Below are 25,817 nucleotides of genomic sequence, written 5' to 3'. Positions count from 1 at the left end.
AAGCAAAAAGTTTACCGGAGTTCTGCCAATTGAGCCTCTATGGCTGCAATTTTAGCTTCTGCATCGGCTTGTTTCTTGCGTTCGTTGTTCACCACCTGTTCCGGTGCTCCGTTCATGAACTTTTCATTACTTAATTTTTTCATGACAGAGGCCAGGAAACCTTTGGTATAAGTTAATTCTTCTTCCAGTTTGGCTTTTACTTCTTCGGTATTTACCTGCCCGCTTGCCGGAATGAAGTATTCTACGGTATCTGCGATAAAACTCCAGGCACCTTTTACAGTTTCATTGACCGTTTCGATGGACTGGATATTTCCCATTTTGCTGATGATGCTGGTCTGGTCGGATGGATAACGGTCGTTTGACTTGATTTTCAGTTCCAGGGCATCTTTAAAGGCCACGTTGTTTTGTTTGCGGACATTGCGAATTCCTACAATGATGTTTTTCACAGCTTCAAACCGGGTTAATAAAGACTCGTCATATGCAGATGTTCCGGGCAATAAAGAGACCATAATACTTTCCCCGTCTTGTCTGTTCCGTAATTTTTGCCAGATTTCTTCTGTAATAAATGGCATAAACGGATGGAGCAACTGGAGTAAATGCTCAAAAATACGGAGTGTTTGTTCGTATGTGGTCTGGTCAATGGGTTGTCCGTAGGCCGGTTTGATGATTTCCAGCAACCAGGAAGAAAACTCATCCCGGAATGTGGTATAGATGGTCATCAGAGCTTCTGAAATCCGATATTGTTCAAATTGAGTGTTCAGGAGCTCGTTTGCTTTGTTCAGGTATTGTTCAAACCACTGGATGGCTAAACGTGAATGTTCAGGCTGTGGCTGGTCGGTCACTTCCCATGATTTTACCAGTTTGAAAGCATTCCATATTTTGGTAGCGAAATTTCTTCCTTGTTCCGGAAGGCTTTCGTCAAACAACAGGTCTCCGCCTGCCGGGGCACACAGTAGCATGCCCACACGTACACCGTCTGCTCCGTATTTGTCGATTAAATCCAGAGGGTCTGGAGAATTGCCCAGTGATTTTGACATTTTCCGTCCCAATTTGTCTCTTACAATGCCGGTGAAATAGACATTCTTGAACGGCATTTTTCCGCGATACTCATAGCCGGCCATAATCATACGGGCAACCCAGAAGAAAATAATATCCGGGCCGGTTACCAGGTCATTGGTCGGATAGTAGTAATTGATTTCGGGATTATCCGGGTGATTTATACCATCGAACAGGGAGATGGGCCATAGCCATGAAGAAAACCAAGTATCCAGACAGTCTTCATCCTGACGTAAATCGGCTTGTGTCAATGTTTTATTGCCACTTTTTTCTTGTGCCAGACGAAGTGCTTCTTCTGCTGTCGTAGCTACTACATATCCTCCTTCGGGCAGATACCATGCAGGTATACGGTGTCCCCACCACAATTGACGGCTGATGCACCAGTCCTTGATGTTTTCCATCCAATGCCGGTAGGTATTTTTGAATTTGGCAGGGAAAAAACGAATCTCATCCTCCAGAACAGGGTTTAATGCAATCTTAGCCAAATGCTCCATTTTCAGGAACCATTGCATGGAAAGTTTAGGTTCAATGGGAACATGGGTACGCTCGGAGAAACCGACATTATTGGTATAGGCTTCTACTTTTTCAAGCAGACCAGCTGTTTTCAGGTCTTCTTCAATTTGCTGGCGTACGGCAAAACGATCCATGCCTACATATAATCCGGCAGCTTCACTGATTGTTCCGTTGTCGTTGAAAATATCGATTGAAGGTAAATTGTATTTTTCGCCCAGCATATAGTCGTTTACGTCGTGCGCCGGAGTGACTTTCAAACAACCTGTACCGAACTCAATATCAACATATTCGTCCTCAATAACAGGGATTACCCGGTTCACTAACGGAACAATTACTTTTTTACCTTTTAAATGTTGGTTTTTGGGGTCTTTGGGGTTGATACACATGGCAGTATCTCCCATGATGGTCTCCGGCCGGGTCGTGGCAACGATGGCATAACCATCTTCTCCTTCAATCTTGTAGCGGAGGTAATATAATTTACTGTGTTCTTCTTTATATACAACTTCTTCGTCTGAGAGAGCGGTTAAAGCGGCCGGATCCCAGTTCACCATTCTGACTCCCCGGTAAATCAGGCCTTTGTTGTAAAGGTCTACGAATACCTTAAGCACGCTTTCACTTCGTAATTCATCCATGGTAAAAGCTGTACGGTCCCAATCACAGGAAGCTCCCAGGCGGCGGAGCTGTTTAAGGATAATTCCGCCGTGCTTTTCCGTCCATGCCCAGGCATGTTTCAAAAACTCTTCCCGTGTCAGGTCGGTCTTCTTTATTCCTTCGTCCTGAAGTTTGGCTACTACTTTCGCTTCGGTAGCGATAGAAGCATGGTCTGTACCAGGAATCCAACACGCGTTTTTCCCTTGTAACCGGGCACGACGCACCAAAGCATCCTGTATGGTATTGTTCAGCATATGTCCCATATGAAGCACTCCGGTGACGTTGGGAGGCGGAATGACGACGCAATATGGTTCTCTGCTGTTATCCACTTCTGAATGAAACAATTTATGGTCCATCCAGTATTTGTACCATTTTTCTTCGCTTTCTTTCGGATTGTAATTTGTAGCAACCATTCTGTTTGATTTTATAGATATTGCAATAAAAAAGCTGCCTAAGCAGCTTTTTTTATTCTTCTGTTTTTTTCACCTTCCTCCCTTTTTTCTTCTGAGATTCCAGTGCGGATTCCAAATCTGCTTTCTGCATGCTGCCGTCATAGTCGCAGATATATTTGTCAATCAGGATACGTCCGCAATATTCACAGACGATGATTTTTTTTCTGGACCGGATATCCAATTGCCGCTGTGGGGGAATTTTATTGAAACAACCACCGCAGGCATCACGGTCAACGGTGACGACTGCCAATCCGTTACGGGCATTCGAGCGGATTTTACGGTAAGCTGTCAACAGGCGTTCTTCAATATTTTGGGATAATTCTTCTGATTTTTGCATTAAACTTTCTTCGTCTTTATGCGTTTCAGCAATGATGTCGTCCAATTCGGCTTTTTTTGCGTCTAAGTCTGTTTTTTTCTCCTCGTACTGTTTGGAAGAGGCTTCCAGGCTGACTTCTTTTTCTGCTTTCGTCTTTTGGGCTTCCCGGATACGCTTGTTCTGTAATTCGATTTCCAGCTTTTGGAATTCAACTTCTTTCGTTAAAGCGTCGTATTCGCGGTTATTTCTTACATTATCTAATTGTTCACTGTATTTCTTGATCAGTTCTTCTGATTTGGCGATTTCGTGTTTTTTGGCAGTTACGCTTTTATCGGCTTCACTGATTTCATTTTTCAGGTTTTCAAGACGGGTCTCCAGGCCGGCAATTTCGTCTTCCAAATCCTGGACTTCTAAAGGAAGTTCTCCCCGCAGAGTCCTGATTTTATCAATTTCTGTATCTATGCGTTGTAGTTCGTAAAGATGCTGCAATTTTTCTTCAACAGAAAGTTCCTGCAGTTTTTCATTGTTGTTTGTTGCCATATAAATTGTCGTTACAAGTTAACAAGTTACAGATTCCGGTCCCTCGCCGTTTAAAGTAAATAATGAACAGGGTTGGTGGTGACCTTCGAAAACTGGATTGCAAAGTTAGATAATTTTTTTGTAACTAACTCATAAAAAATTTCTTTTGTGTATTGTTCGCTTTCGTAATGTCCGATGTCAGCAATGATAATTTGATTTTCCGCTTCAAAAAAATCATGGTATTTATAGTCGGCACTAATGTATATGTCTGCTTTTTGTGCAATAGCATCCCGGGTTAAAAAAGCCCCGGAACCTCCGCATACGGCAACTTTTTCAATGACCGGTTTGCAGATAGGGGAGTGGCGGAGTCCGGAACAATGAAAAATTTCTTTTACTTGCCGAAGAAAAGTAAGGCTGTCTGCCGGCTGGGGAAGTTCTCCGATGATGCCTAAGCCTGTTATGGGGTTAGCCTTATCCAGTTCTGTTATATTCCAGACGGGTTCTTCGTAAGGGTGGGCGGCAAGGAGTGTGCGGATGCTTTGGTTCAGTAAATGCTGGGGTATGGTAAGCTCTGTTTTGACCTCTTGTTCTTCATGGATTTTGCCAATTTCGCCGACATAAGGTCGGGCTCCCGGGTGAGCCTGGAATGTGCCTTTCCCTTCGGTGTTGAAAGAGCAATGGCTGTATTGACCGATATGTCCGCCTCCTTCGGCCAGAATTGCTGTCCGTACCCGCTCGGCATCTGCGAGAGGGGTATAAAAGGAAAATGTATAAAGTTTTCCGGCCGGATGAAGTATTTTTTGATGGATTAATTCCAGCTTGTCTGCCATGCGTGCGCTTACGCCGTGAGGGGCCATATCCAAATTGGTGTGGGCGGAATAGATATTCAGATTGTGTTGTATGGCTTTGACCAGACAACGTTTGACGTAATTGTCAGGAAGCAGGTTTTTGATGCCTTGGAAAATGAGGGGGTGGTGGGAAATAATCAGATTATGCCCTCCTGCGATTGCTTCATCGATAACTTCTTCTGTAATGTCGATGGTCAATAAAACAGAGGATATCTGTGCTTCCGGATTTCCGCAAACCAATCCGGCATTATCATAACTTTCCTGTAAACATAAAGGTGCGAACTCTTCAATGAGTCTGGTGATGTCTTTAACTGTTGTCATGGGTTTCGGGGCCGGTTTTCGGAAAGATGTCAGGAGAGCTGTTCTTTTATGGAGAGCAACTCTTGTTTGATGATTTTCAGGCGTTTGACAACTTCGAAGTTTACTTCTGTGTCGGTCTTGTTTTCTCTCAGTTTCATCTGGGCACCTCGTAAAGTCATCTTTTTTTCTTTGACTAAATGATATATCAGATGAAAATTATCAATATCGGCTTTGGTAAACTGCCGGTTGCCTTTTTTATTTTTATGGGGTTTGATAATGTCGAACTCTTTTTCCCAAAAACGGATCAGAGAAGTATTCACCCCGAACATATCGGCGACTTCGCCAATTGTATAGTAGACTTTTAAAGGTTGTTTTTCTTGTTCCATAATTTGTCGGATTAATCCATGGTTTGACCGTTGTTGTTGGCTTCGGTTACCAATTGATCATATTCGTCGGCAGTCAGGTCGTTGAAGTAATAATTGATCGGGTTTACCGGAAGTCCGTTTTTTTTGACTTCGTAATGTAGATGTGGTCCCGTAGACATACCGGTGTTGCCCATATATCCGATGATGTCACCCCGTTTTACCTTTTGGCCCGCTTTTACATTGTAGGCGCTCATGTGGGCATACAGAGTCTGATAATTAAAGCCATGGTCTATGAGGACGCATTTTCCATATCCCTGGTGGATTTCAGCATATACTATTTTTCCGTTGCCGGTAGCATAAATGGGGGTACCTACTGCCCCTGAAAAATCCATGCCGGCATGTAATTTTACCGTTTTGTAGATGGGATGGATCCGATAGCCGAAAGAGGAAGAAAAGCGAGTCTTTTTATTTTTCAGGGAAACCGGTAGGATGGTGGGGATAGAAGCCAGCATTTCAATTTTATTTTTAGCCAGGGTTTCTATCTCGTCGTAAGATTTGCTTTGGATATAAATGGCTTTGGCCAATTCGTCCAGTTTTTTACTGGTGTTGATGATTAATTCCGCATTATCCATGTTTTTCAGGGATTCGTATTTGTTGATTCCCCCGGAGCCGGCTCTGCGGATAGAAGCATCAATGGGTTCTGATTCAAAGATAACCCTATAAATGTTATCATCCCGGGTTTCCAGGTTTTTCAATACTTCGTCTAAACGCTCCAGCTCATTGTTCAGAATATGGTATTGGGCCAGGATTTCTTCCTTTTCCCGTTTTAAGGCTTTTTCTTTTGGAGAATCAATAACGGCAGAAACCCCCAGAAAAATGACCAGTGCGAGCGATAGACTGGAAAATAATTTGATAAGCCAGGACCAGAGTTTTGCTTTAAAAGTGATATGTATTTTGTCGTAAGACAGCGTTTCGGGATTAAAACGATAACCTGTTTTCGCCATTTTATAATAAAATTGAAATTTTCGATGCAAAGTTAAAGAAATAATCTAATTTTGCAATTCTGTTTTTTGCAACTTTATGAGTTAAAGGAGGATATATTCACAGATACGCAAAATAGCTATGAGGATAGGAAATATGTTCGCTGGCGTACCGTTTGTGCAAAAAGCAGTCCTGAATAAAATTATAATTATATGAAATCGGAAGAGATCAGACAACAGTTTCTGGATTTTTTTAAGGGCAAGGAACATACTATCGTACCTTCTGCCCCTATGGTTATTAAAGACGACCCTACGTTGATGTTTACTAATGCGGGAATGAATCAGTTTAAAGATATTATTCTTGGTAATATAAATCCCAAATATTGTCGTGTTGCGGATTCTCAGAAATGCTTGCGGGTTTCGGGTAAGCACAATGATTTGGAGGAGGTAGGGCATGACACTTATCATCATACCATGTTTGAGATGCTGGGAAACTGGTCGTTTGGAGATTATTTTAAAGAAGATGCCATTGCCTATGCCTGGGAATTTTTAACGGAAGTGATGAAACTGGACAAAAACCGATTGTATGCGACTGTGTTTGAAGGGAGCCGGGAGGAAGGGTTGGAAGAAGATACAGAGGCCCGGAAGATATGGTTGAATTACCTGCCGGAAGAACGGATTTTGTTGGGAAATAAAAAAGATAATTTCTGGGAAATGGGGGATATGGGGCCTTGCGGGCCTTGTTCTGAAATTCACATCGACCTGCGTCCGGAGGAGGAACGTAAACTGAAACCGGGACGGGAACTGGTGAATAAAGATAATCCTTTGGTGATAGAGATCTGGAACCTGGTATTTATGCAATACAACCGGAAAGCTGACGGCAGTTTGGAGAATCTTCCCAATCATCATGTGGATACGGGTATGGGATTTGAGCGTTTGTGTATGGCAGTACAAGGAAAGACCTCCAACTATGATACGGATGTGTTTACACCTCTTATAGATGAGATTGCCCGGCTGAGTGGAATAAAATACGGGGTGGCTCAGGAGTCTGATGTGGCGATGAGGGTGATTGCCGACCATTTGCGTACGGTGTCTTTTTCGATTACAGACGGGCAGTTGCCTTCCAATGTGAAAGCCGGTTATGTTATTCGTCGTATATTGCGGAGAGCGGTAAGATATGCTTATACTTACCTCAACCAGAAGGATGCTTTTATATATAAACTGGTGCCGGCTTTGGTTAAGGTCATGGGAAAACATTATCCGGAATTGGGTAATCAGCAGGAAATGATAGAGAAAGTGATCCGGGAAGAAGAAAATGCATTTTTACGTACGCTGGATAAGGGTATACGTTTGTTAGACCAGATTATTGCCAAAACGAAAGAGGAAAATTTTCTGACGATTCCGGGGAATGTGGCTTTTGAATTGTATGATACTTATGGTTTTCCCCTTGATTTGACGGAGCTGATTCTGAGAGAACAGGGACTGGTAGTAAATCGCCGGGAATTTAAGGCAGAAATGGAAGCGCAGAAAGCTCGCTCACGTTCTGCTGCCACTGTGGATACGGATGATTGGATTGAATTGAGCAATGACCATGAACAGGAGTTTGTGGGGTATGACTATACGGAGGTAGAAGTGAGAATCACCCGTTACAGGAAGGTGACGGCTAAAAATAGAACGTTGTATCATTTGGTATTTAATCTTACGCCTTTTTACGGAGAAGGCGGAGGACAGGTGGGGGATAGCGGGATCCTGACCGGAGAGAAGGAAACAATCCGGATCGTGGATACCAAAAAGGAAAATGGGTTGACTATCCATATCGTAGAAAAGTTGCCGGAGGATGTGACGGGGACTTTTGTGGCCAGGGTGGATGAGCATAAGCGTATCCTGACAGCTAATAACCATAGCGCAACCCATTTGCTGGACTATGCTTTGCGCAAAGTGTTGGGAAATCATGTGGAGCAAAAAGGGTCGTACGTGAGCGATGAACATTTACGCTTTGACTTTTCTCATTTCCAAAAGGTTACGGATGAAGAGCTGACAGAAGTCGCTGCAATTGTAAATCGTTTGATCAGACGCAATATTCCTTTGGAGGAGTTTCGTTCCATACCTATTGCAAAGGCACAGGAGATGGGAGCTATTGCCATATTCGGAGAGAAGTACGGAGATTTGGTCCGGGTCATCAAATATGGTGATTCTATAGAGTTGTGTGGAGGTACTCACGTTGCAGCTACCGGTCAGATAGGGTTCTTTAAGATTTTATCGGAAAGTTCCGTTTCGGCAGGTGTGCGGCGAATCGAAGCCATCACTGCTGATAGGGCGGAAGAATTTATTAATAATTCTTTTCATCTTATCCGGGAGATGGAGAAAATGTTTAAAAGCAACAAAAATCTGATGGAGTGTGTAAAAGGCATTCTGGAAGAAAACGAAGGACTGAAAAAAGAAACTGAGAAGTTTGCAAAAGAGAGCTTACATCTGCTGAAAGAACGCTTGAAAAATGAAAAGAAAGTATATCGGGATATAAATGTTATTGCGGTGCAACTCCCGCTTCCGGCAGCTCAGGTAAAAGATATGGCTTTCCAGTTGAAAGGCGAATTGGAAAAACTGGTATTTATTGCCGCAGGAGTGACGGAGGGAAAACCGCATTTGACGGTTATGATTAGTAACGAGGTTGTGGCGGATTTTGGCTTGAATGCCGGACAAATCGTGAGGGAAGCTGCCCGTGAGATAAAAGGCGGGGGAGGCGGTCAACCCTTCTTTGCTACTGCCGGCGGTTCAGACCCTGATGGGATTGGGAAGGCGCTGGAATATGCTGAGAAGATGATTATGCATAAAATCCAGGTAGATTGAAATATCGATTAATTTTTAATATTTTTTTCCATGACCAGTATGTTTTAATATTTTTTATTACATTTGCTCGACTTATTAAGAACCAATTAATATTTAAGAATAAAAGAAATAGATTATGAAAAGAACATTGAGAACTGTTGCTGTATTAACATTGGCAGGGATTGTTATTTCATCTTGCGCATCTCTGAAGAAGATGAAGAAGATGGAGAAAAACATTGCTTATAAGGTGACTCCCGAAGTTTTGGAAGCTAAAGGAGGAAATGTAGATGTGAAAATTGATGCTACTATTCCTGCTAAATATTTCAATAGAAAAGTGACATTGGTGGCTACTCCTGTGTTGAAGTTCCAGAACGGAGGAGAGAAAGCTTATGAACCGAAAACTTTCCAGGGTGAAAAAGTACAGGGAAATAATGAAGTAGTTCCTTACGCTTCTGGTAAGACCGTTTCTTATACCGGTTCCGTACCTTTCGAAGAAGCTATGCGTGTTTCCGGATTGTATGTTAAGTTTGTTGGTTCTAAAGGGGCTAAATCTGTGGATTATGAATCTCGTAAAATTGCTGACGGCGTATTGGCAACCTCTACTATGGTAGAAAATACTCCGGCTGCTGCTATCGGTGCGGACCAATTCCAACGGATTACGAAAGAAGAACAGGAAGCAGCTATTTATTATCTCATTAACTCTGCTCAGATTCGGACGAAAGAAATGACATCCAAAGAGATTAAGGCTATGGAAAAATTCATCAAAGATGCCAAAGCTGCTGAGGATATGGTGTTGAAAAACATTCAGATTCAGTCTTATGCTTCTCCTGATGGTCCTGTTTCTTTGAATGAAAAACTGGCTGATAATCGTGAAGGTGCTGCTGATAAGTTTATGAAAAACAACATGAAGAAAATTAAAGTGGATGAATATAAAAATCTGGATTTCTTCAAGAAATATGTTGTAGCTGAAGACTGGGAAGGATTTAAGAAAGCGATGGAAGAATCTAATATCCGTGACAAAGAATTGATTCTGCGGGTATTGGCTATGCACTCTGATCCTGAAGTAAGAGAAAGAGAAATCAAAAATATTTCTTCTGCTTATTCAGTAGTTGCTGACCAAATCCTGCCGAAACTGAGACGTTCTAAATTTGTTGTAAATGCTGAACGGATTGGAAAATCTGACGAGGAAATCCGTGATTTAGTGAAATCTGATCCTACTGCATTGAATGTTGAAGAAATGTTGTATGCTGCAACCTTGTTCGATAACAATGGTGATAAATTGATGATTTATAAAACTGCTATGAGCCAGTTCCCGAACGATTGGAGAGGTTTCAACGATGCCGGTATGATTGAGTTCGAATTGGGCCAGGTGAATGAAGCTAAAGCTAACTTTGAAAAAGCAGACAAATTATCTGCTAATAATAAAGTGGTGAAAAATAATTTGGGTGCCATTGAATTGAAAAATGGTAACGTAAAAGAAGCTGAAGTATTGTTTGGTGCTGCTACCGGTGCAGGTAACGAAGTAAACTACAACAAGGGAATTGTTGCTATCATGAAAGGCGATTACAAAGCTGCTGTTGACTATTTCGGAAAATGTAACTGTGAAAATGCTGCGTTGGCAAATCTGTTGGCAGGCAATAATAATGAAGCTGCTAAGAAATTGAACGAAGGCAAGAGCGATTCTGCATTGTCTGATTACCTGAAAGCTATTGTAGCTGCTCGTAACAATGACACGAATGCTGTTTTGGCAAACCTGAAAAATGCTTGTGCTAAAGATGCTAATCTGAAAAAAACAGCTGCTACTGATCTTGAATTTGTGAAATTATTTGAGAATGCTGATTTTAAAGCAATCGTAAAATAAGAGATTGGTGAATAACCATGGAAAGGTCGCGGATGTACCCGCGGCCTTTTTATTTTATATTTATTTAACATGGCTTCTGGGGTTCTTATTCTATATTTGTTAATCTAAGTGAGGAGGAAATCTAAAAACAGCAAATCCATGAAAAGATTATTGGCCTTTTTTCTACTGGCGGGAATATTTTTTTCCTGTACCCGGAATGATTATGTTCAGATTAGCGGGAGGATGGAACATGGAGATTCCATTGTCAGTATATGGGTGGAAGATAGTATATACAATTTCCCTTTAGATGAAAATGAATATTTTTCTGGGAAAATACCTTTAAAGCATAATGGCTATGCAACTTTTTTGCATAATTCGTTAAATTTATATTTAAATCCGGGAGAAGACCTGGAAATATATGTTGATGCCTTGAATTTTTCCAGTTCCTTGTATTTTAGAGGAAGTTTAGGAGGTATCAACAGTTATATGAAGGAACAGGAAGTGGCTGTTTTTTTTGATAAAGATTATTATGCCCTGGAAGAAGTTGAGTTTGTTGATAAAATGCAGGAATTAATAGACGAAAAGACTCAGTTGTTGGAAGCAAAGAATTTTGATGAATCTTTTACTCGGCTGGAAAAAGAGAGAATCCGTTATTCCGTAGCGGAGAGGGTGTCTTTTTATCCTGTTTACCGGAAGCGGATGTATCCTCAGGAAAATTATCGTCCGGGACCTGTTTTTACTGATTTTTTATCTTCTTTTTCTTTAAATAATGAGGCTCTCTTTGGGGCAAACGATTACCGGGCTTTTTTGTTGAATTATGTCTATTGGCAAGGGAGCAAAGGACATGGTACCAGCGAGAATTATTCGGATGGTATTGCAGACTATATATTATCGAAAGTGACTAATTCTACCATCAGGAATTTCCTTTTAACGGAGATTGTATATCGTCATATCTGGGAAAATAACGGATTAAATGGGGCAGATTATCTGTTGTCCGTATTTCATCGGGAATGTACGAATAAGAACACGATAGCTTATATAGACGAAATGATTAAATACTGGGAAAGGCTTTTGCCTGGCCGTACAGCTCCTTCTTTTACTGTGATTGACCGGGAGAAGGATTCGGTGAGATTGGAGGATTTCCGGGGTTCTTATTTATATGTTACAGTGTGGGCCACTTGGTGTGTCCCCTGTAAAGGAGAGCTGCCTTATCTGGATCAATTACAAAAAGAATATATCGGAAAAAATATTCAATTTCTGACCATAGCTACGGGAGAGTCTACTGATCGTCAGGAATGGAGGAAATTCCTGAATCAGAATTTTCATGCCGGAGTTCATACGCTGGATAGCAGTGGCGGGTTTAGCAGGGATTATATGATTATTAGTGTGCCCCGTTTTATTTTGATAGACCCAGAAGGCAAAATAGTTGATTCCAATGCGCCACGTCCGTCTGGTCATATTCGTCAGTTATTGGATTCTTTGGTTTTATAATTGTAAACTTTGCTTTAAAAACTCTTGCTTGATTTAGTTTTTTGCTATCTTTGCATAAGATAGGATAAAGAATTAAAAAATAGAATAAAATGAAGAGAATTTGTTTATTTTTAGTAGCTGTTGTGCTATTGATGAGCGGATGTAATTCTAATAAAGTAAAAATCCGCGGCGAGGTGACCGGTTTGAACGGAACTGTAAAATTGATGGCTGAACTGCCTGGCCAGGATGGAATGGTTGTTTTGGTTCAACAGGATGTAAAAGACGGGAAAATTGATTTACAAACGGAAAAATTGCAGATTCCGGCTCGCGTGTGGGTGGATATTGCAGGGAAAAATACATTAGAGTTTATCGTAGATACCAAAGACCAGATTTGGATTAAAGGAAAGAGTAAATTTCCCGATCAGATTGAGGTGAAAGGTTCCGGATTGGATATAGAGTATGCTAAGCTTAAAAAATTATTTAAGGAGAAATACGAAGGACCTCTGGAGCCTATTGATAAATCGATTCAGAAAATCCTGAGTAAGGAGAAGAGAAGTACAGACGATGAAGTGATGTTGAGCGTTTATCAGTTACAGAGATTGCGTTATATCAGGGCAAGGGCAAATTATGCTAAAAATTTGATAGAGGCTAATCCTACGAAAGAATTGTCTCTTTTCTTATTGCAGGATGAATTGCGTGATAGTCTGGATTTACAAAAAAGACTTTTCCAGAAACTGACTATTGAAAACAAAGAAAGTAACGTTTACAAAACAGTTGCAGGGAAAGTACAATAAGAGGGAATCAGTAATGTTTTTTTTAGGGGTGCCGTATAGGTACCCCTTTTTCATAAATATGGATTTTGATTATAATGGAAGAAGTATTATTTTTACAAAATCTATATCCGGATTATGATAAAAAAAATAATTATCAGGATTTTATTAGTCGTTATGCTTGCTGCTTTTACGGCGGTGGTGGTGGTGCAGTGGCTATGGATTAAATATGCAATCCGGGAAAGGGAGAATAAGTTTACCTCCCAGGTGTATGATGTGCTTAACCGGGTGGTGAACCGGATTGATGAATTCAATTATATTCAATACCGCAGGGCGATGAACAAGCAATTGGGGGAAATAAAAAGTTATAATGACCTCATTGCTTCTCAGCAAGGAAATGTGCCTTCTGCTTGGACGGACAATTTGTTTAATTTCCTGAATGAAGATTTGAAAAAATTGTATGGAGCCCGCTCTTATTTATCTTCGCCGTCCATGCCTTATTCCCGGTCCGGAATGAGTAAGATGGTGGACCAGGAATTTATGATACAGACAATTCGTTCAATGGATTTTCCTCAGAAAGATTCAACTTCCCGGGCTAATTTTTATTATCAGATGGGACAAAAGTTACAGGAATTTATGCTGAGGTTGGTGAAAGAAAAGGACCCGGAAAATGTTTCTGTCACACAACGTTTGGCCAATATTGATTTGAATGACTGGTTGGTGAATTATTTTCGTGCCTATAATATTCATCTTCCTTTTACTTATGAGATTATGACGAAGCAAAGCCTCCTGAATAATGTAAAGGCAGGCCGGACGAAAAATTTATATTATGTCGATCTTTTCCCGCAGGATTTAGTGAAAAAAGGGTATTATCTGGGAGTACGTTTTGAATCGGTACAGCCTGTTTTACTGGAAAATATGGGGTGGTTGTTTCTTGCCTCCGGTTTTTGTATTTTTGGTTTGCTTTTTGTTTTTACTATTACTATTGTGATTATCATGCGCCAACAGAAGCTTTCTGTGATTAAGAATGATTTTATCAATAATATGACGCATGAATTTAAAACTCCTCTGGCTACTATTTCTCTGGCAACTGCAGCTTTGATGAAAGAAAAAGTATTGGGTGACCGGGAACAGATTCTGAAATTCAATGCCATGATAAAAAGCGAGAACAATCGCATGAATAAATATGTGGAAAGGATATTGCAGCAGGCGAAACTCGACCGGAAAGAGTTACAATTGAATAAAGAAGAGGTTGATATCAATGAAATGGTCCGAGAGGCTACGGAACATTTTATGCTATTGGTGCAGAATGCAGGAGGTAATCTGCGTTTGCATTTGGACGCAGAACGTTTTGTCATGAATGTGGATGAAGTGCACCTGATGAATGTTGTATGTAATTTAATTGATAATGCGATTAAATATTCCGGTGCTCAACCTGAAATAGAGGTTTATACAAAGGAAAGCGGGGAGGCCTTTTTTATTGGAGTGCGGGACCATGGAATTGGTATTTCGAAGGATGCCCAGAAAAAAGTATTTAAACGGTTTTACCGGGTACCGAATGGAAACGTACATAATGTAAAAGGATTTGGACTGGGACTTAGTTATGTAAAATCCATTGTGGAATTACACGGCGGAATTATTCACCTGGTCTCTAAAAAAAATAAAGGTACTTTAGTAGAGATTGAATTGAGGAAAGAAGAAAGATGATAATTACGTGAAATTAAAAACCAGAGAATATGGCACAAAAAATATTGTTAGTGGAAGATGATCCTTGTTTCGGATCGGTTTTGAAATCTTATCTGGAGTTATCGGATTATGATGTAGTTTTATGTGTGAATGGAAATGAAGGGTTGGAAGTTTTCCGAAAAGGTAAATTTGATATTTGTTTATTGGATGTGATGATGCCTGAGATGGACGGGTTTACCTTGGGAAAGAAAATCCGGGAAATAAATTCTACTGTCCCTTTTGTGTATATTACTGCGAAAAACATGAAAGAGGATATGAAGCAGGGGTATGAAATCGGAGCGGATGATTATATTGTGAAACCTTTTGATTCTGAGGTTTTGATTCTGAAAATGAAAGCTATCCTAAGCCGTAGTAAACACGAAGAACCTGAACCTCAGCCTAAATTTATTACGATTGGAGATTATGTGTTTAATACGGAATTGAGAATCATATCTAAAAATGATGAACAAATAAAGTTGACTCCTAAAGAGGCTAAATTATTAGAATTGTTGTATCATCATAAGGATGGACTTTTGCCGAGAGATAAAGCTCTTACCGAAATCTGGGGTACGAATGATTATTTTACTGCCCGTAGTATGGATGTATATGTGACCAAGTTGCGTAAGTATTTTAAGGAAGATGATAAAATCAAAATAGAGAATGTACACGGCTCTGGCTTCCGTTTAGTGATTGAAGAGTGAGAATACGGGGCTGCTTTTTCAGGCAGCCCCGCTTTTATTTCAAGGATTCACTACAATCTTTTCTGCATTACTGAAAGCATTGTATTCAGGAGCATAAATGCTTTGGAATGTGGCTATCCCATCCTGATAGCTCCCGGCTTGACTGACCCATACAGGATATTCAATTACATAGGTACCCCGGGCAAGAGAGTGGAAAAAGAAATTAGTGACTGCGTCTTTTATTTCCTGATAGTATACACTTCCGAATTGCCAGTGATTTCCTGAAAGTTGATTTGATGGTTCAAAACAACCAGCCCTTAAGTCTTTCAGGTGCAGATAGTCCATATCCCGGTCCAGGGATAATGTCAAGCGTACAATCACTTTGTCTCCGATTTTTAAAGTTTGGCCTTGCAAAGGTAAAATGACGGGGGCGCCTTTATCGTTCTTTTTTTCTACAAAGAGTTTTTTCCCGACACTCAGAGCATTTTGACTTTTCTTTACCTGGTTGAGTTTTTCAAAATATTGCAGATAAAGACCACCCCAGGTGGGTGTGTTTTTTTCTTTGGTGATTTTGACTTGAAGCATGTCTGGTTTAATTTCTGAGGCGGGATAAGATATTTTCAGATAGCCCAGTGGGTTTGTTGCAGAGGTGGTGGGAACGGGACGATTTCCTAAAGTGAGTTGCAGGCTTTCTTCTTTGTTCAGCCAGTTACTTCCCGTGAGGAGTAAGGCATGGATAGCGTTTATGGTAGAAGGTACGTTGCCCCAGTCTTGGACCTGTTTTTGACGTAACAACCATTGCTTCATTAAATCAAGCTCAGGTGTGTTTCCGTCTATTTCATAAAAGGCTTCCATGATGGCAGTATGTTCCAGTAAAGCAGAGTTACGGTAATAGGAGTTTCGGTTATTGGGCCAGAACATACCTGAGTCGGGTGTGACTTCTGCATATTGACGTAAGGACTTTAAAATGTCTCGGGCATTTCCGGAGAAACCGTAACGATGAAAGACAACGGCTATCAGGGCTTTTTCATACAAGGAAAAGCTGCCCCATTTTTTTTGAGCTATGGCCATAAAATGCTTATGAGCTTCCAAAGCATCTCCTAACGGAATATCCTGATATGCGCTTCGGCAATAGAGATAAAGAATTTGTTCATATCCCAATTGTTTCGGACGTTCGGAAAAATCTTTGTTAATGCCGTTGTCTAAGTATCGGAGGGCTTTGATTTGCATTTGTTTTTCCTCCTCTCCGTATTCTTGTTCCCCTATGTTTATACAGCGAGCCATCATGGTAAGTACGTTGGAAGTCATAAAACGGCTGGCTGGCATTCCTTTGAACCAGCTCCAGCCTCCTTCCTGGGTCTGAAGGTCAGATAGTTTTTGTAAGGCTTGCTTTTGTAAATGCTGCAGCCGGTTAGGTTCAAATAGTTGGATTAAGGTGTGAATCCGTTCCGTTTCGTTTCCGGCTTCTAACATCCACGGGGTGGCTTCCAGTAAAATAGATTTTAATTCCTGGTTGCGTTTCAGTGGAGAAAGTTGCTCCGGAGTATTTTTTGTCTTGTCCCATTGGCGGATAGTGGAGATGATTTTGGGATTGGAACGGGCAATATGGGCTGTAAGGGTATTTACATAGTAGGAGGCTGAAATGTCGGTGACATTCTCTTGGCGGGGTTCCTGCAGGGAGGGTAAGGCTTGTACGGCATACCAAACAGGATTCGCCGTTAATTCCAGGGTTAAACGGTAATCCTGCTGCTTGGGAGAAGTATTTTTTAAGTGATAGGAATATGTTCCGGATTTGGCTGCATAGATGGGCAGAGTCTCAGTGAGGAGGGTTTTATCCGGGAGTATGGCTATCAGATGTTGTTCTCCGTCACTGAAGTTCGGAGCAATGGCGGAAATGCGGCATCCGACCAAATCCGTGTTTTGCGGGACTTCCAGTTCAAAACTGACTGTTTGGCTGGAGTTGGCAGGAATTTTAAATGTGCTTTTCCGTGTAAGCAGAGTTTGCTGGCCTTGAGGAGTAAATAATTCCAGTTGGGCATAACCTTCTTGCAGGGTTTCCGAAAGATTGCTGATGGTAGCCTTTATGATGGTCTGGTCGCCGCTCCTGAAAAAGCGCGGGAGATTAGGGCGGACAATGAAAGGTTGGGAGGTGGTAATGGTGCGTACCAGTTGGTTATAGGCTAATTCCTGTGTATAGGCTAATACTGTGAATTTCCATTGAGTGAGAGCTTGGGGCATCTTAAACCGAAGATTAATATTGCCGGATGAGTCTGGCTGGAGTTGAGGATAGAAAAAGGCTGTTTCTTGAAAGTTTTCTCTGAATTCAATTACAGGCTGGAGAGCGCCTGCTCCTGTTTCTGCCTCGTTGTCGCTTTCGGTTTGTTGGTCTAAAGAGGTACCGCGCATGGAAATGGAAGCATTTTTTTGTGCAGGGGCCTTGCCTGTGACCATGATTTCGGAACCGTAATCGGCAAGTTCTGCTCCGCTTGCCTTATTAAACAGATATTGGTTAAGTTCTCCGAATTGAAAAGGAGGAATAAAATATTTTTTTTGTGTAAAGCCCCATACACTTCGGTGTTTCTGAGCACTATAGATGTAAGAAGATTGCCATGTAAATCTGAATTCCGGAGTCAGATAATCGGGGTGGAAGTAGATATTATTTTTTTCAAATTGTTCAAGAGAAGCGTCATACATAAAGGCTAAAGCTTGTGCAGCAGCAGGTTGCCCTTGTTCATTGAGAATACGGATTTGCCACTCTTCCGACTGACCAGGTTGTAGTTTGTCCCGGAAGACAGAGGTGTGAATGGTTAAAGTCCGGTTATCCCTTCGTCTGCGGACAGGGATGACTTCTTGTATATAATTTTTGTCTTTTACATAATTGATGGCGACCCATATCTGATTTCCATATTCTGTACGATAGGGAATATCAATGGGAAGAATTTCGTTGGATAATATTGTTGTTGCCTTTTTTAACAATTTCTGATTAGTGAAGATTTCGTAGGTAAGATAGACTTCCCGGGCAGATGTGCCGAATAAGATACGGGCTGTTTCTCCGGGGTAACATTCGGTTTTTTCTTTGACAATCCATTGATAGGTTGGGATAGGTGGTTTTTTATCCCGGAGAGAATAGAGGTAGAAAATCTGTTTGCTTTGAGCGGAACCATTTTTTACGGAAAAAAGATAAGCACCTGAAGGTTGATGGCTCAAATCCGGGAAGATGGAATCTTTTTGGGCAATTTTCAGTTGACCTTCAGAAATGATGTTCTCAATGAGAGTGTCTTTGCTGAAAGGAGCCATAGAGATACCTGCCGGAGACTTTAATTTAGAAATGGTATAGTATACAGTGACAGGGGCTTCTTTGGGCGATCGGTTTTCAAGTTGGATAATGAAAGGTTGAGAGGCTTGCTTGTTGATTTGTTCGGGGATTTGAAGCAGCGGAACACTCGAACCTGTATGTACAGGTATGTAAGTGGAGCGTTCTTGTGTTTCACCTTTGGCATCTGTTGCTTTTATAGTCACTTGATAGGAAAGGATGCGGAAAGTGTTATGAAGCGGAATATTTTTGTCGGTAGGAATGCTGAGGTTGAATTCTCCCATGGTATTGGTTTGGGCAACTCCCTGAATTTTGTTATATGATGGGGAAAAACGGGTAAAGGGGGTGTGTGGGAGGATTTCGTACTGAATCTCCTGATTGGCCAGGGCTATGTCTGTAAAACTGTTTATTTTTCCCAGGAGTTGGATGGTATCGCCGAGATAATAGGAGCGTTGAGGTGTTTCGAAAGTAATGGAAAAATCGGGACGTTTATAGTCTGCTATAATAATGGTGGTACTGCCTTGCGGAGAAGTAAGGCTGAAATTACCATTGAGAAGCTGAGATGGAATCACAAAATGGCCTGAAAAAGTCCCGAATTGGTCCGTGACGCTTTTTTGTTCGGACAGGATTTTGCCCTTTGGGTCTCTGAAAGCAACCGTTGTCTGTCTGTTTTGGGATGGGTACAGAGAATCAGGAGTTTCCGTCCAGCTTATTCCTTGGAAATAAACCGTTTGTCCGGGGCGATATATTTTGCGGTCTGTAATGAGAGTGGTGTAATTTAAGTGATTTTCCTGATAAAACATTCTGTATCCGGAAAAAATATAACCATTCGGATTGTTGTTGTCCGTTACTTCATAATAAAAATTATTTTGCTTTGAAGGAAGGGAAAGCGTGGCTATGCCTGTGTTGTTGGAATAACAAGAAGAATAGGCAGTAAATAGGCTTTGATTTTTCTTATAGAGCGATACTTTTGCATTTTTTACGGGCTTTCCGCTTTTCCAGTCCCGTATATGGAAGAAACATTGATTATTTCTGACCTGGACAGTGCTGAACAATTGGCTGCATACAAAAACATCGGATATGGGATGTTTTGCCTCTGGCGTGGTGATGACTATTTTATAAAATCCAGATGTGGATACGGGTATAGAAAGCAAGGTATCTTGCCGGACAAGTTCTTGCCGGAATACAAAGTTTTTTTGGAATAAAGAGGTGCCGGGGATTTGGTGTTTCTTATCGTCAGGAGTGTTCCAATAAGATGGTGTGTCGGTTTTTAGCCGGTATAGGGTTAGTTGTGCATTTTTTGTATTTTTAAAAGAAGCATTAATTTTAAGAGAATCGCCGGGATAGATGAACTGAGGTATGGAAACGCTGAATTCAGGGGTACGGAGATCTTGTATGATGTTATGTAAAAGGTTAATTCGTTTGTAGTCTGGGTATTGTTGTATGCCTTTTTCACAGATATCCAATACTTCCCGGATCACTGGCAGGGGAGGCTCTGGTTGTTTTTTTAAGAGAAGCTGGACTTCTGCTACCAGTATTTCTACTACCATGGGAGTGCTGGAATATGTTTTTTCCATTTGTTTTAAAGAACTGAGGTAGAGGGAATCCTTTTGGGGAAGGGCTGAAATCCGGTTTGCATAGCGAAGTCTGTCTAAATTACACATTAAGAGTGCATCCGGATATTTTGACTGCATGTGAAAACGCAAAAGGTTTTGCCAGAATTGAAGGATATAGCTTTGGTTGTTGTCGGGTTTCAGCGGAATGGATAGGTTTATGAAAATGTCGGGCGAGGCCAGAAGAGCTGCCTGGTTATTTGGAGAAGAGGGGAAGTAATAATCGCTTTCTTGTAATAAACGAATTGCCCGGTAAGATAATAAATCGTATAGTGTGGGCCGTAGACTGTCGGTACTGCCTGGCAGGATGATTTCTTTGTAAGAAGATACTGGGGTTTGCTGGAGTTCTTCTGTTGCTGAAACAGAAGAACTGAAATGGTAGAGAATCTTTTTCTGAAAGATATTACTGCTCCATTCGGCCATGTTTTGTGGTATTTCGCCTTGAAGTTGCTTGCGGTCGCGGATGTCCCACGAGTGGGTCTGATAATACCGGAGATAATTTTGGCCGATATAGGAGTGCAAAATACTCTTGGCTACTGCATCTTTTATTGTGTTTAGGTGTTTTTCCAGTTCTTCTATGATTAAAGGGTAGTTATCGTTATTGGCCAGAAGAGAAAAGTGAGCTTTTTGTATCAATGCTTTTACAAGCTCAGGCTGGTTGTTTGTGCGGATAGCTTTTTGATACAACTCTTCTGCATTTTTGATGCCTTCCTGGGGATATTTGTAGTAATGCTGGAGCAGACTGTCGTTAGTGGACGATTGAGCCCATGTTGATGTTCCGATGAATATAAAAAGGATTGCCAGTAAATTTACTATTTTCATGATTTCTGATTTTTTTGTTTCTACGGAAATGCTGTCCAATATATTGGGTAACTCTGAAATAAGTTCGATAAATCTAAAAATTATTTATGATTAAAAAGAAAAAATTTGGGAAATAGCGTAAGTAGATTTATCTTTAGGCTTTATGAAAGAAGAAAATAATACGATAAAGAGCAAACGCTTAAAATTCATCCGGACTTTAATGTATCTGGATGCTCTATTGATATTGTTGAGTTTTATGATGCTGGACGTACGTAATTTTTCTTTTACACTTCATTCCGGAATTTGTGTACGTATAGGAGTATTGGTTGTAATATTCGGTGTATTATTAGCTATAGAAAAGAATTTGAGTCGGTATTTGCGTAAGCACCGGAATAAATGAGGGAAATAAAGCCGGATGAATATTTTTATTCATCCGGCGGGATTTAGTTTTTCTTTTGGGAATTTTCAAAGTCTCCCAATTTCAAAAATTCGGTAGCGGCTTCTATGTCTTTATACATTACCCGGTCCTGTTGATTAAAAGGAACGATACTACGGAATTCTTTCAGGAAATTTTCCAGATAAGGAGAAGTTTTGGTTGGGCGTTGAAGGTCTATGGCCTGGGCTGCGTTGAGCAATTCTATTGCCAATATACGTTCTACATTTTCTGCTACCTGAACTGTCTTTGTTGCTGCGTTGCCTCCCATACTGACATGGTCTTCCTGTTCGTTAGACGAAGGGATGGAATCTACAGAACACGGAGTACATAATTGTTTGTTTTTGCTGACAATAGCTGCTGCCGCATATTGGGGGATCATAAAGCCGGAATTTAAACCGGGGTTGGCGACCAGGAATTCTGGGATGTGGCCACGGTCACCCGAAATCAAACGATAGGTGCGGCGTTCTGATATGCTTCCTAATTCTGCTAAAGCAATGCTTAAAAAGTCAAGTACCAAAGCTAAAGGCTGACCATGGAAATTTCCTCCGGAAATGATAAGGTCATCTTCTGTGAAAATAGTCGGGTTGTCTGTGACAGAATTAATCTCCCGTTCCACTACTGAGGCAACATACATGATGCTATCTTTGCTGGCACCGTGGACCTGGGGTATACAACGGAAAGAATACGGATCCTGTACCCTGACTTTTTCTTTTTTCTGAAATTCGGAATCGTTTAATAAAGTCCGGATGTTACGGGCTGTTTCAATTTGTCCCGGATGAGGACGTGCCTCTTGAATCTGAGGTAGGAAAGGGTCTATACGGCCATCATAAGCATCTAACGAAAGAGCTCCGATAATGTCGGCGTATTTGGCGATTTTAAATGCCTTTAATAAAGCATATACTGCATGGGAACTCATGAACTGAGTGCCATTCAGCAGAGCAAGTCCTTCTTTGGCTCCTAAAGCAATGGGAGTCCAGCCAAATTGTGCATTGATTTCTTTGGCGTCGCGGATTTTGCCTTTATACCATACCTCTCCTTCACCAATTAAAGGCAGGAAGAGATTAGCCAATGGGGCAAGGTCACCGGAGGCTCCCAATGAACCGAGCTCCCGCACCACAGGAAATACATTGTGGTTGAACAGGTCAATGATACGCTCTACAGTTGCCAGTTGTACTCCCGATTTCCCCAAAGAAAGTGCGTGGGCTTTTAGCAACAGCATTAAACGAATAATGTCTGTGTGAATGGGTTTTCCTACACTACAAGCGTGTGACATGACCAGATTCGCCTGCAATTGGCTTAAATCTTCTTTCGGGATGCTGATTTTACATAAGGAACCAAAACCTGTCGTAATGCCGTATAATGGTTTTGCGGAGGTTTTTATTTTGTGGTCCAAATAGGCTTTGCAGTCGTTGATGAGTTTTTTACTTTCTTCAGAAAGTGCTAATTTACAGTTTTTCTTTAATATTTTATCTATGACCTCAAATGTCAGAGGGGCTGGAGAAATATAATGTACCATAATGTTTATTAAAATTATAACATAAATTGGAAATATATAATTACATATATATCCGTCAATAGATTTGCGAAAGATGACGAATGGGTAGATTTGCTGTCAATTCTTTCGTTAAGGGCATCTGGAGTCGTAACCATGACTTTTTAACGGACGGTGTTCTTTTCTGTATATTCGCATAAACAAATGGTCTTTGTTGCTTGGTGTTTTTTCTGAGGTGTTTTGTTTATTTAAGCTTGCAGACGGTGAATGACTTCTTCTATGGTCATATTGGTTTGTTCGCCGGTGAGCATGTTTTTCAATGATACTGCTCCTTCCTGCATTTCGCTTTCCCCTACAAGGGCCACGAAAGGAATACCTTTTTTATCTGCGTAGGTCATTTGTTTTTTCATCTTGGCTGGTTCCGGATAAATTTCTGCATTGATACCGTTTGAACGCAATTGTTTCAGTAAGGGCAGGCAGAATTTTTCTTCTTTATTACCGAAATTGACAAATAGGATTTGCGTTGTGGTCGTGTTGTTTTTCGGGAATAGATCCAATTGATTCATAACATCGAAGATGCGGTCGGCTCCAAAAGAAATGCCTACTCCGGACATGTTCTTTAAACCGAAAATTCCTGTTAAGTCGTCATAGCGTCCCCCTCCGGTGATGCTTCCCATTTCGGCGTCTAATGCTTTTACCTCAAAAATGGCTCCAGTGTAATAACTTAATCCGCGTGCCAAAGTCAGGTCTAATCTGATTTCTGTTTTTATATCCAGTTCTTTGAGGTAGTCAAATACTGTGGTCAGTTCTTCTATTCCTTTCAAACCGATGGGGCTATCTTTCAATATATCCTGTAGCTTTTCCAGTTTTTCCTGGTTGCTGCCTTGTAAATTCAGAATAGGCTGAAGTTTGTTAATTGCTTTTTCGCAGATGCCTTTTTCCCGCAATTCGGCATTGACATTGTCCAGACCGATTTTGTCCATTTTGTCAATGGCGACGGTAATGTTTGTTAGGTGGTCTGGATAGCCAATGGTTTCAGCAATGCCTGCCAGGATTTTACGGTTGTTTATCAGTAGGCGCACGTTGATTTTTAAGCAACGGTATACTTCATCTACGATTTGTATCAGTTCTACTTCGTGTAGTAAAGAATCGCTTCCGACCACATCTACGTCGCATTGATAAAATTCCCGATAACGTCCTTTTTGCGGTCGGTCGGCCCGCCATACTGGCTGAATTTGGTAACGCTTAAACGGAAAAGTTAGTTCGTTTTGGTGTTGGACTACAAAACGGGCAAATGGTACGGTGAGATCATACCGCAGCCCTTTTTCTGAAATTTTATTCGTTAGCTTTATGCTGTTCTTTTCAAGTAGTTCGTTTTCCGGTATGTTGCTGATGAAATCCCCTGAATTGAGGATTTTGAACAGTAATTTGTCGCCTTCATCTCCATATTTACCCATGAGCGTGGATAAATTTTCCATCGCCGGCGTTTCTAAAGGCATATAACCATATAACCTGAAGACATTTTTTATCGTGTCGAAAATATAGTTGCGCTTCACCATGATTTCCGGTGAATAATCTCTTGTCCCTTTGGGGATAGAAGGAGTTTGTGCCATAATTTAATTGTCGTTTTCTTATTTTTAGTATGCCTAACAAAGATGAAGTTTATTCTTTAAATTACCAAGCATGAATGATCTTTACGCAATAAAGTTTTACAAAAATGGTGGATAGATGATGAAATCCAATGCAGAATAGTAACAAACTTTTGGGTTTTGCTTCTAATGGGCGTTTTTATTTTGTTCTTTAATTTGGTATTTATTATATATGTTTACACAGAATGTTCATATTCTTTCGTCGTTTTATCGATTCCTCTGTCGCCGGTATAACTTTTAACATTGTGCCGGCGGAAGCGAAGTCCGGGATGGTTTTTGAAACATTGTGGAGAGGGTATGTTTTGTTTTTCTGCCGGAACGGTCAATCGGTGGATGTCGGAGCCGAGCGAGTTTCGCCGGTTAGTGAACGGAAGAGATTACAAAAATGGTGGTAGGAATCAGTTTTCAAAACTATTTCGGATTTAGCGGAAGAAATGAAGCATGGGGGGAGTGCAGGGAACTGTGAATAATGTACTGCAGATATTGTTCCATATTTTATTTGCAATTTTCCTATTTGCAGTTTAAGTCATCTTCCCTCTTTCTTTGTTTTAAGTATTGTAATTTTTCTGGCATTCACCCGTATTCCTGTTTATTGATACATTTCTGTCTACAGTTGCTTTTATATTGGTATGGCAGGATAAATGTGGAATGCAGTGTTGTGTGTGTCGTATTATTCGTGAATAATTTAGGTGAAGGGGAATGTATATAGTCTGACGGCCTATTGGAGCAATGTCCGGAGTATTCTGTGTATCCATGTGCCTAAATCTTCTTTTGTTAAAGGTTTGATAATGAGTAGATTTTGATTGATTTGTAAAATTTCTCAAAAAAAACAGAGAGTTTCTTTGTTTATAAAAATTATCGTATTACTTTTGCATCCGCTTTGGATGTGGGGGTGTTTACATAATGGTATGTAAAGGAGTCTCCTGGTGATGTTGGTGTGTGAGGCGGGCTTGTCCATAGCGTTTTGTTCTGTTCATATATTGTTGATGTGTGTTGGAAATACCTCAGGATAAGCTTCTAACGTTTTTGTATTGAAAAAAGTTAGAAAAAAGTTCTGAAAAAATTTGGAGATAATATATGTGAAGTATTATTTTTGCATCCGCTTTTGCTTCCGGTCTGGAGGTGTAAAGCGAGTAATGAGATAAGAGTTCTTAAAGATATTGAAAGGTTTGAAACAAACAGCAAGTGCGAGTCCTTGGAAA

The 25,817-nt window shown here is 40.8% G+C and carries 16 protein-coding genes; 8 read left to right on the top strand and 8 right to left on the bottom strand.

All coding sequences use genetic code 11. The features are described from left to right. Positions 1-11: 11 nt before the first annotated feature. Genes D1136_RS01880 through D1136_RS01860 form a run of 5 tightly spaced genes read right to left on the bottom strand, consistent with a single transcriptional unit; the run spans position 12 to position 6,024 of the window. Complete coding sequence (locus tag D1136_RS01880) at positions 12-2,633, bottom strand: valine--tRNA ligase (RefSeq protein WP_161875936.1); 2,622 nt, start codon at positions 2,631-2,633, stop codon at positions 12-14. Between the two features lie 52 nt (positions 2,634-2,685). Continuing rightward, positions 2,686-3,528, bottom strand: coding sequence for a zinc ribbon domain-containing protein (locus tag D1136_RS01875; RefSeq protein WP_161875935.1), 843 nt, complete (start codon positions 3,526-3,528; stop codon positions 2,686-2,688). 50 nt (positions 3,529-3,578) lie between these two features. After that, positions 3,579-4,676 (bottom strand): Nif3-like dinuclear metal center hexameric protein, encoded by a 1,098-nt coding sequence (locus D1136_RS01870; protein ID WP_161875934.1) that lies wholly within the window; start codon positions 4,674-4,676, stop codon positions 3,579-3,581. A 29-nt stretch (positions 4,677-4,705) separates the two neighbouring features. Continuing rightward, positions 4,706-5,041 (bottom strand): MerR family transcriptional regulator, encoded by a 336-nt coding sequence (locus D1136_RS01865; protein WP_161875933.1) that lies wholly within the window; start codon positions 5,039-5,041, stop codon positions 4,706-4,708. Between the two features lie 11 nt (positions 5,042-5,052). Next, entirely contained in the window at positions 5,053-6,024 is a 972-nt protein-coding gene (locus D1136_RS01860) for a M23 family metallopeptidase (protein WP_161875932.1), read from the bottom strand. 189 nt (positions 6,025-6,213) lie between these two features. Here D1136_RS01860 and alaS point away from each other — a divergent pair, with 189 nt between their 5' ends. The 6 genes from alaS to D1136_RS01830 all read left to right on the top strand — a co-directional run bounded on the left by alaS (position 6,214) and on the right by D1136_RS01830 (position 15,332). Further along, positions 6,214-8,847: an alanine--tRNA ligase gene (alaS, locus tag D1136_RS01855; protein WP_161875931.1), complete on the top strand. Its 2,634-nt coding sequence runs from the start codon at positions 6,214-6,216 to the stop codon at positions 8,845-8,847. Between the two features lie 115 nt (positions 8,848-8,962). After that, on the top strand, positions 8,963-10,687 hold the full coding sequence (locus tag D1136_RS01850) for a tetratricopeptide repeat protein (RefSeq protein WP_161875930.1): 1,725 nt from the start codon (positions 8,963-8,965) through the stop codon (positions 10,685-10,687). A 138-nt stretch (positions 10,688-10,825) separates the two neighbouring features. Beyond that, positions 10,826-12,157 carry a TlpA disulfide reductase family protein gene (locus tag D1136_RS01845; RefSeq protein WP_161875929.1) on the top strand — a complete coding sequence of 444 codons (1,332 nt, stop codon included), beginning with the start codon at positions 10,826-10,828 and terminating at the stop codon, positions 12,155-12,157. Between the two features lie 89 nt (positions 12,158-12,246). After that, the gene (locus tag D1136_RS01840) at positions 12,247-12,930 is read left to right on the top strand and encodes a hypothetical protein (protein ID WP_161875928.1); all 684 of its coding nucleotides are present in this window, start codon (positions 12,247-12,249) and stop codon (positions 12,928-12,930) included. Between the two features lie 114 nt (positions 12,931-13,044). Then, complete coding sequence (locus D1136_RS01835) at positions 13,045-14,613, top strand: sensor histidine kinase KdpD (RefSeq protein ID WP_237566955.1); 1,569 nt, start codon at positions 13,045-13,047, stop codon at positions 14,611-14,613. Positions 14,614-14,642: 29 nt separating this feature from the next. Beyond that, on the top strand, positions 14,643-15,332 hold the full coding sequence (locus tag D1136_RS01830; protein ID WP_161875927.1) for a response regulator transcription factor: 690 nt from the start codon (positions 14,643-14,645) through the stop codon (positions 15,330-15,332). Positions 15,333-15,371: 39 nt separating this feature from the next. On the opposite strand, the gene D1136_RS01825 is transcribed toward D1136_RS01830, so the two are convergent. Further along, a complete protein-coding gene (locus D1136_RS01825; protein ID WP_161875926.1) occupies positions 15,372-21,059 on the bottom strand; it encodes an alpha-2-macroglobulin family protein in 5,688 nt (1,895 codons plus the stop codon). A 142-nt stretch (positions 21,060-21,201) separates the two neighbouring features. Between D1136_RS01825 and D1136_RS01820 the strand changes: the two genes are divergently transcribed. Next, a complete protein-coding gene (locus tag D1136_RS01820; RefSeq protein WP_161875925.1) occupies positions 21,202-21,438 on the top strand; it encodes a hypothetical protein in 237 nt (78 codons plus the stop codon). Between the two features lie 43 nt (positions 21,439-21,481). On the opposite strand, the gene hutH is transcribed toward D1136_RS01820, so the two are convergent. Then, positions 21,482-22,990 carry a histidine ammonia-lyase gene (gene hutH, locus D1136_RS01815; protein WP_161875924.1) on the bottom strand — a complete coding sequence of 503 codons (1,509 nt, stop codon included), beginning with the start codon at positions 22,988-22,990 and terminating at the stop codon, positions 21,482-21,484. Positions 22,991-23,214: 224 nt separating this feature from the next. Next, complete coding sequence (gene hisS / locus D1136_RS01810) at positions 23,215-24,579, bottom strand: histidine--tRNA ligase (RefSeq protein ID WP_161875923.1); 1,365 nt, start codon at positions 24,577-24,579, stop codon at positions 23,215-23,217. A gap of 221 nt (positions 24,580-24,800) precedes the next feature. On the opposite strand from hisS, the gene D1136_RS01805 reads away from it, so the two are divergent. Next, positions 24,801-25,010: a hypothetical protein gene (locus D1136_RS01805; protein ID WP_161875922.1), complete on the top strand. Its 210-nt coding sequence runs from the start codon at positions 24,801-24,803 to the stop codon at positions 25,008-25,010. Positions 25,011-25,817: the final 807 nt, after the last annotated feature.

Source organism: Odoribacter sp. Z80 (assembly GCF_009935865.1).
Taxonomy (GTDB): domain Bacteria; phylum Bacteroidota; class Bacteroidia; order Bacteroidales; family Marinifilaceae; genus Odoribacter.
This window is presented reverse-complemented; position numbering and strand designations above follow the sequence as displayed.

Bases quoted from the DNA above. Each gene is read 5' to 3' on its own strand.
- D1136_RS01880 (WP_161875936.1), bottom strand. From the start codon at position 2,633: ATGGTTGCTACAAATTACAATCCGAAAGAAAGCGAAGAAAAATGGTAC.
- D1136_RS01875 (WP_161875935.1), bottom strand. From the start codon at position 3,528: ATGGCAACAAACAACAATGAAAAACTGCAGGAACTTTCTGTTGAAGAA.
- D1136_RS01870 (WP_161875934.1), bottom strand. From the start codon at position 4,676: ATGACAACAGTTAAAGACATCACCAGACTCATTGAAGAGTTCGCACCT.
- D1136_RS01865 (WP_161875933.1), bottom strand. From the start codon at position 5,041: ATGGAACAAGAAAAACAACCTTTAAAAGTCTACTATACAATTGGCGAA.
- D1136_RS01860 (WP_161875932.1), bottom strand. From the start codon at position 6,024: ATGGCGAAAACAGGTTATCGTTTTAATCCCGAAACGCTGTCTTACGAC.
- alaS (WP_161875931.1), top strand. From the start codon at position 6,214: ATGAAATCGGAAGAGATCAGACAACAGTTTCTGGATTTTTTTAAGGGC.
- D1136_RS01850 (WP_161875930.1), top strand. From the start codon at position 8,963: ATGAAAAGAACATTGAGAACTGTTGCTGTATTAACATTGGCAGGGATT.
- D1136_RS01845 (WP_161875929.1), top strand. From the start codon at position 10,826: ATGAAAAGATTATTGGCCTTTTTTCTACTGGCGGGAATATTTTTTTCC.
- D1136_RS01840 (WP_161875928.1), top strand. From the start codon at position 12,247: ATGAAGAGAATTTGTTTATTTTTAGTAGCTGTTGTGCTATTGATGAGC.
- D1136_RS01835 (WP_237566955.1), top strand. From the start codon at position 13,045: ATGATAAAAAAAATAATTATCAGGATTTTATTAGTCGTTATGCTTGCT.
- D1136_RS01830 (WP_161875927.1), top strand. From the start codon at position 14,643: ATGGCACAAAAAATATTGTTAGTGGAAGATGATCCTTGTTTCGGATCG.
- D1136_RS01825 (WP_161875926.1), bottom strand. From the start codon at position 21,059: ATGAAAATAGTAAATTTACTGGCAATCCTTTTTATATTCATCGGAACA.
- D1136_RS01820 (WP_161875925.1), top strand. From the start codon at position 21,202: ATGAAAGAAGAAAATAATACGATAAAGAGCAAACGCTTAAAATTCATC.
- hutH (WP_161875924.1), bottom strand. From the start codon at position 22,990: ATGGTACATTATATTTCTCCAGCCCCTCTGACATTTGAGGTCATAGAT.
- hisS (WP_161875923.1), bottom strand. From the start codon at position 24,579: ATGGCACAAACTCCTTCTATCCCCAAAGGGACAAGAGATTATTCACCG.
- D1136_RS01805 (WP_161875922.1), top strand. From the start codon at position 24,801: ATGTTCATATTCTTTCGTCGTTTTATCGATTCCTCTGTCGCCGGTATA.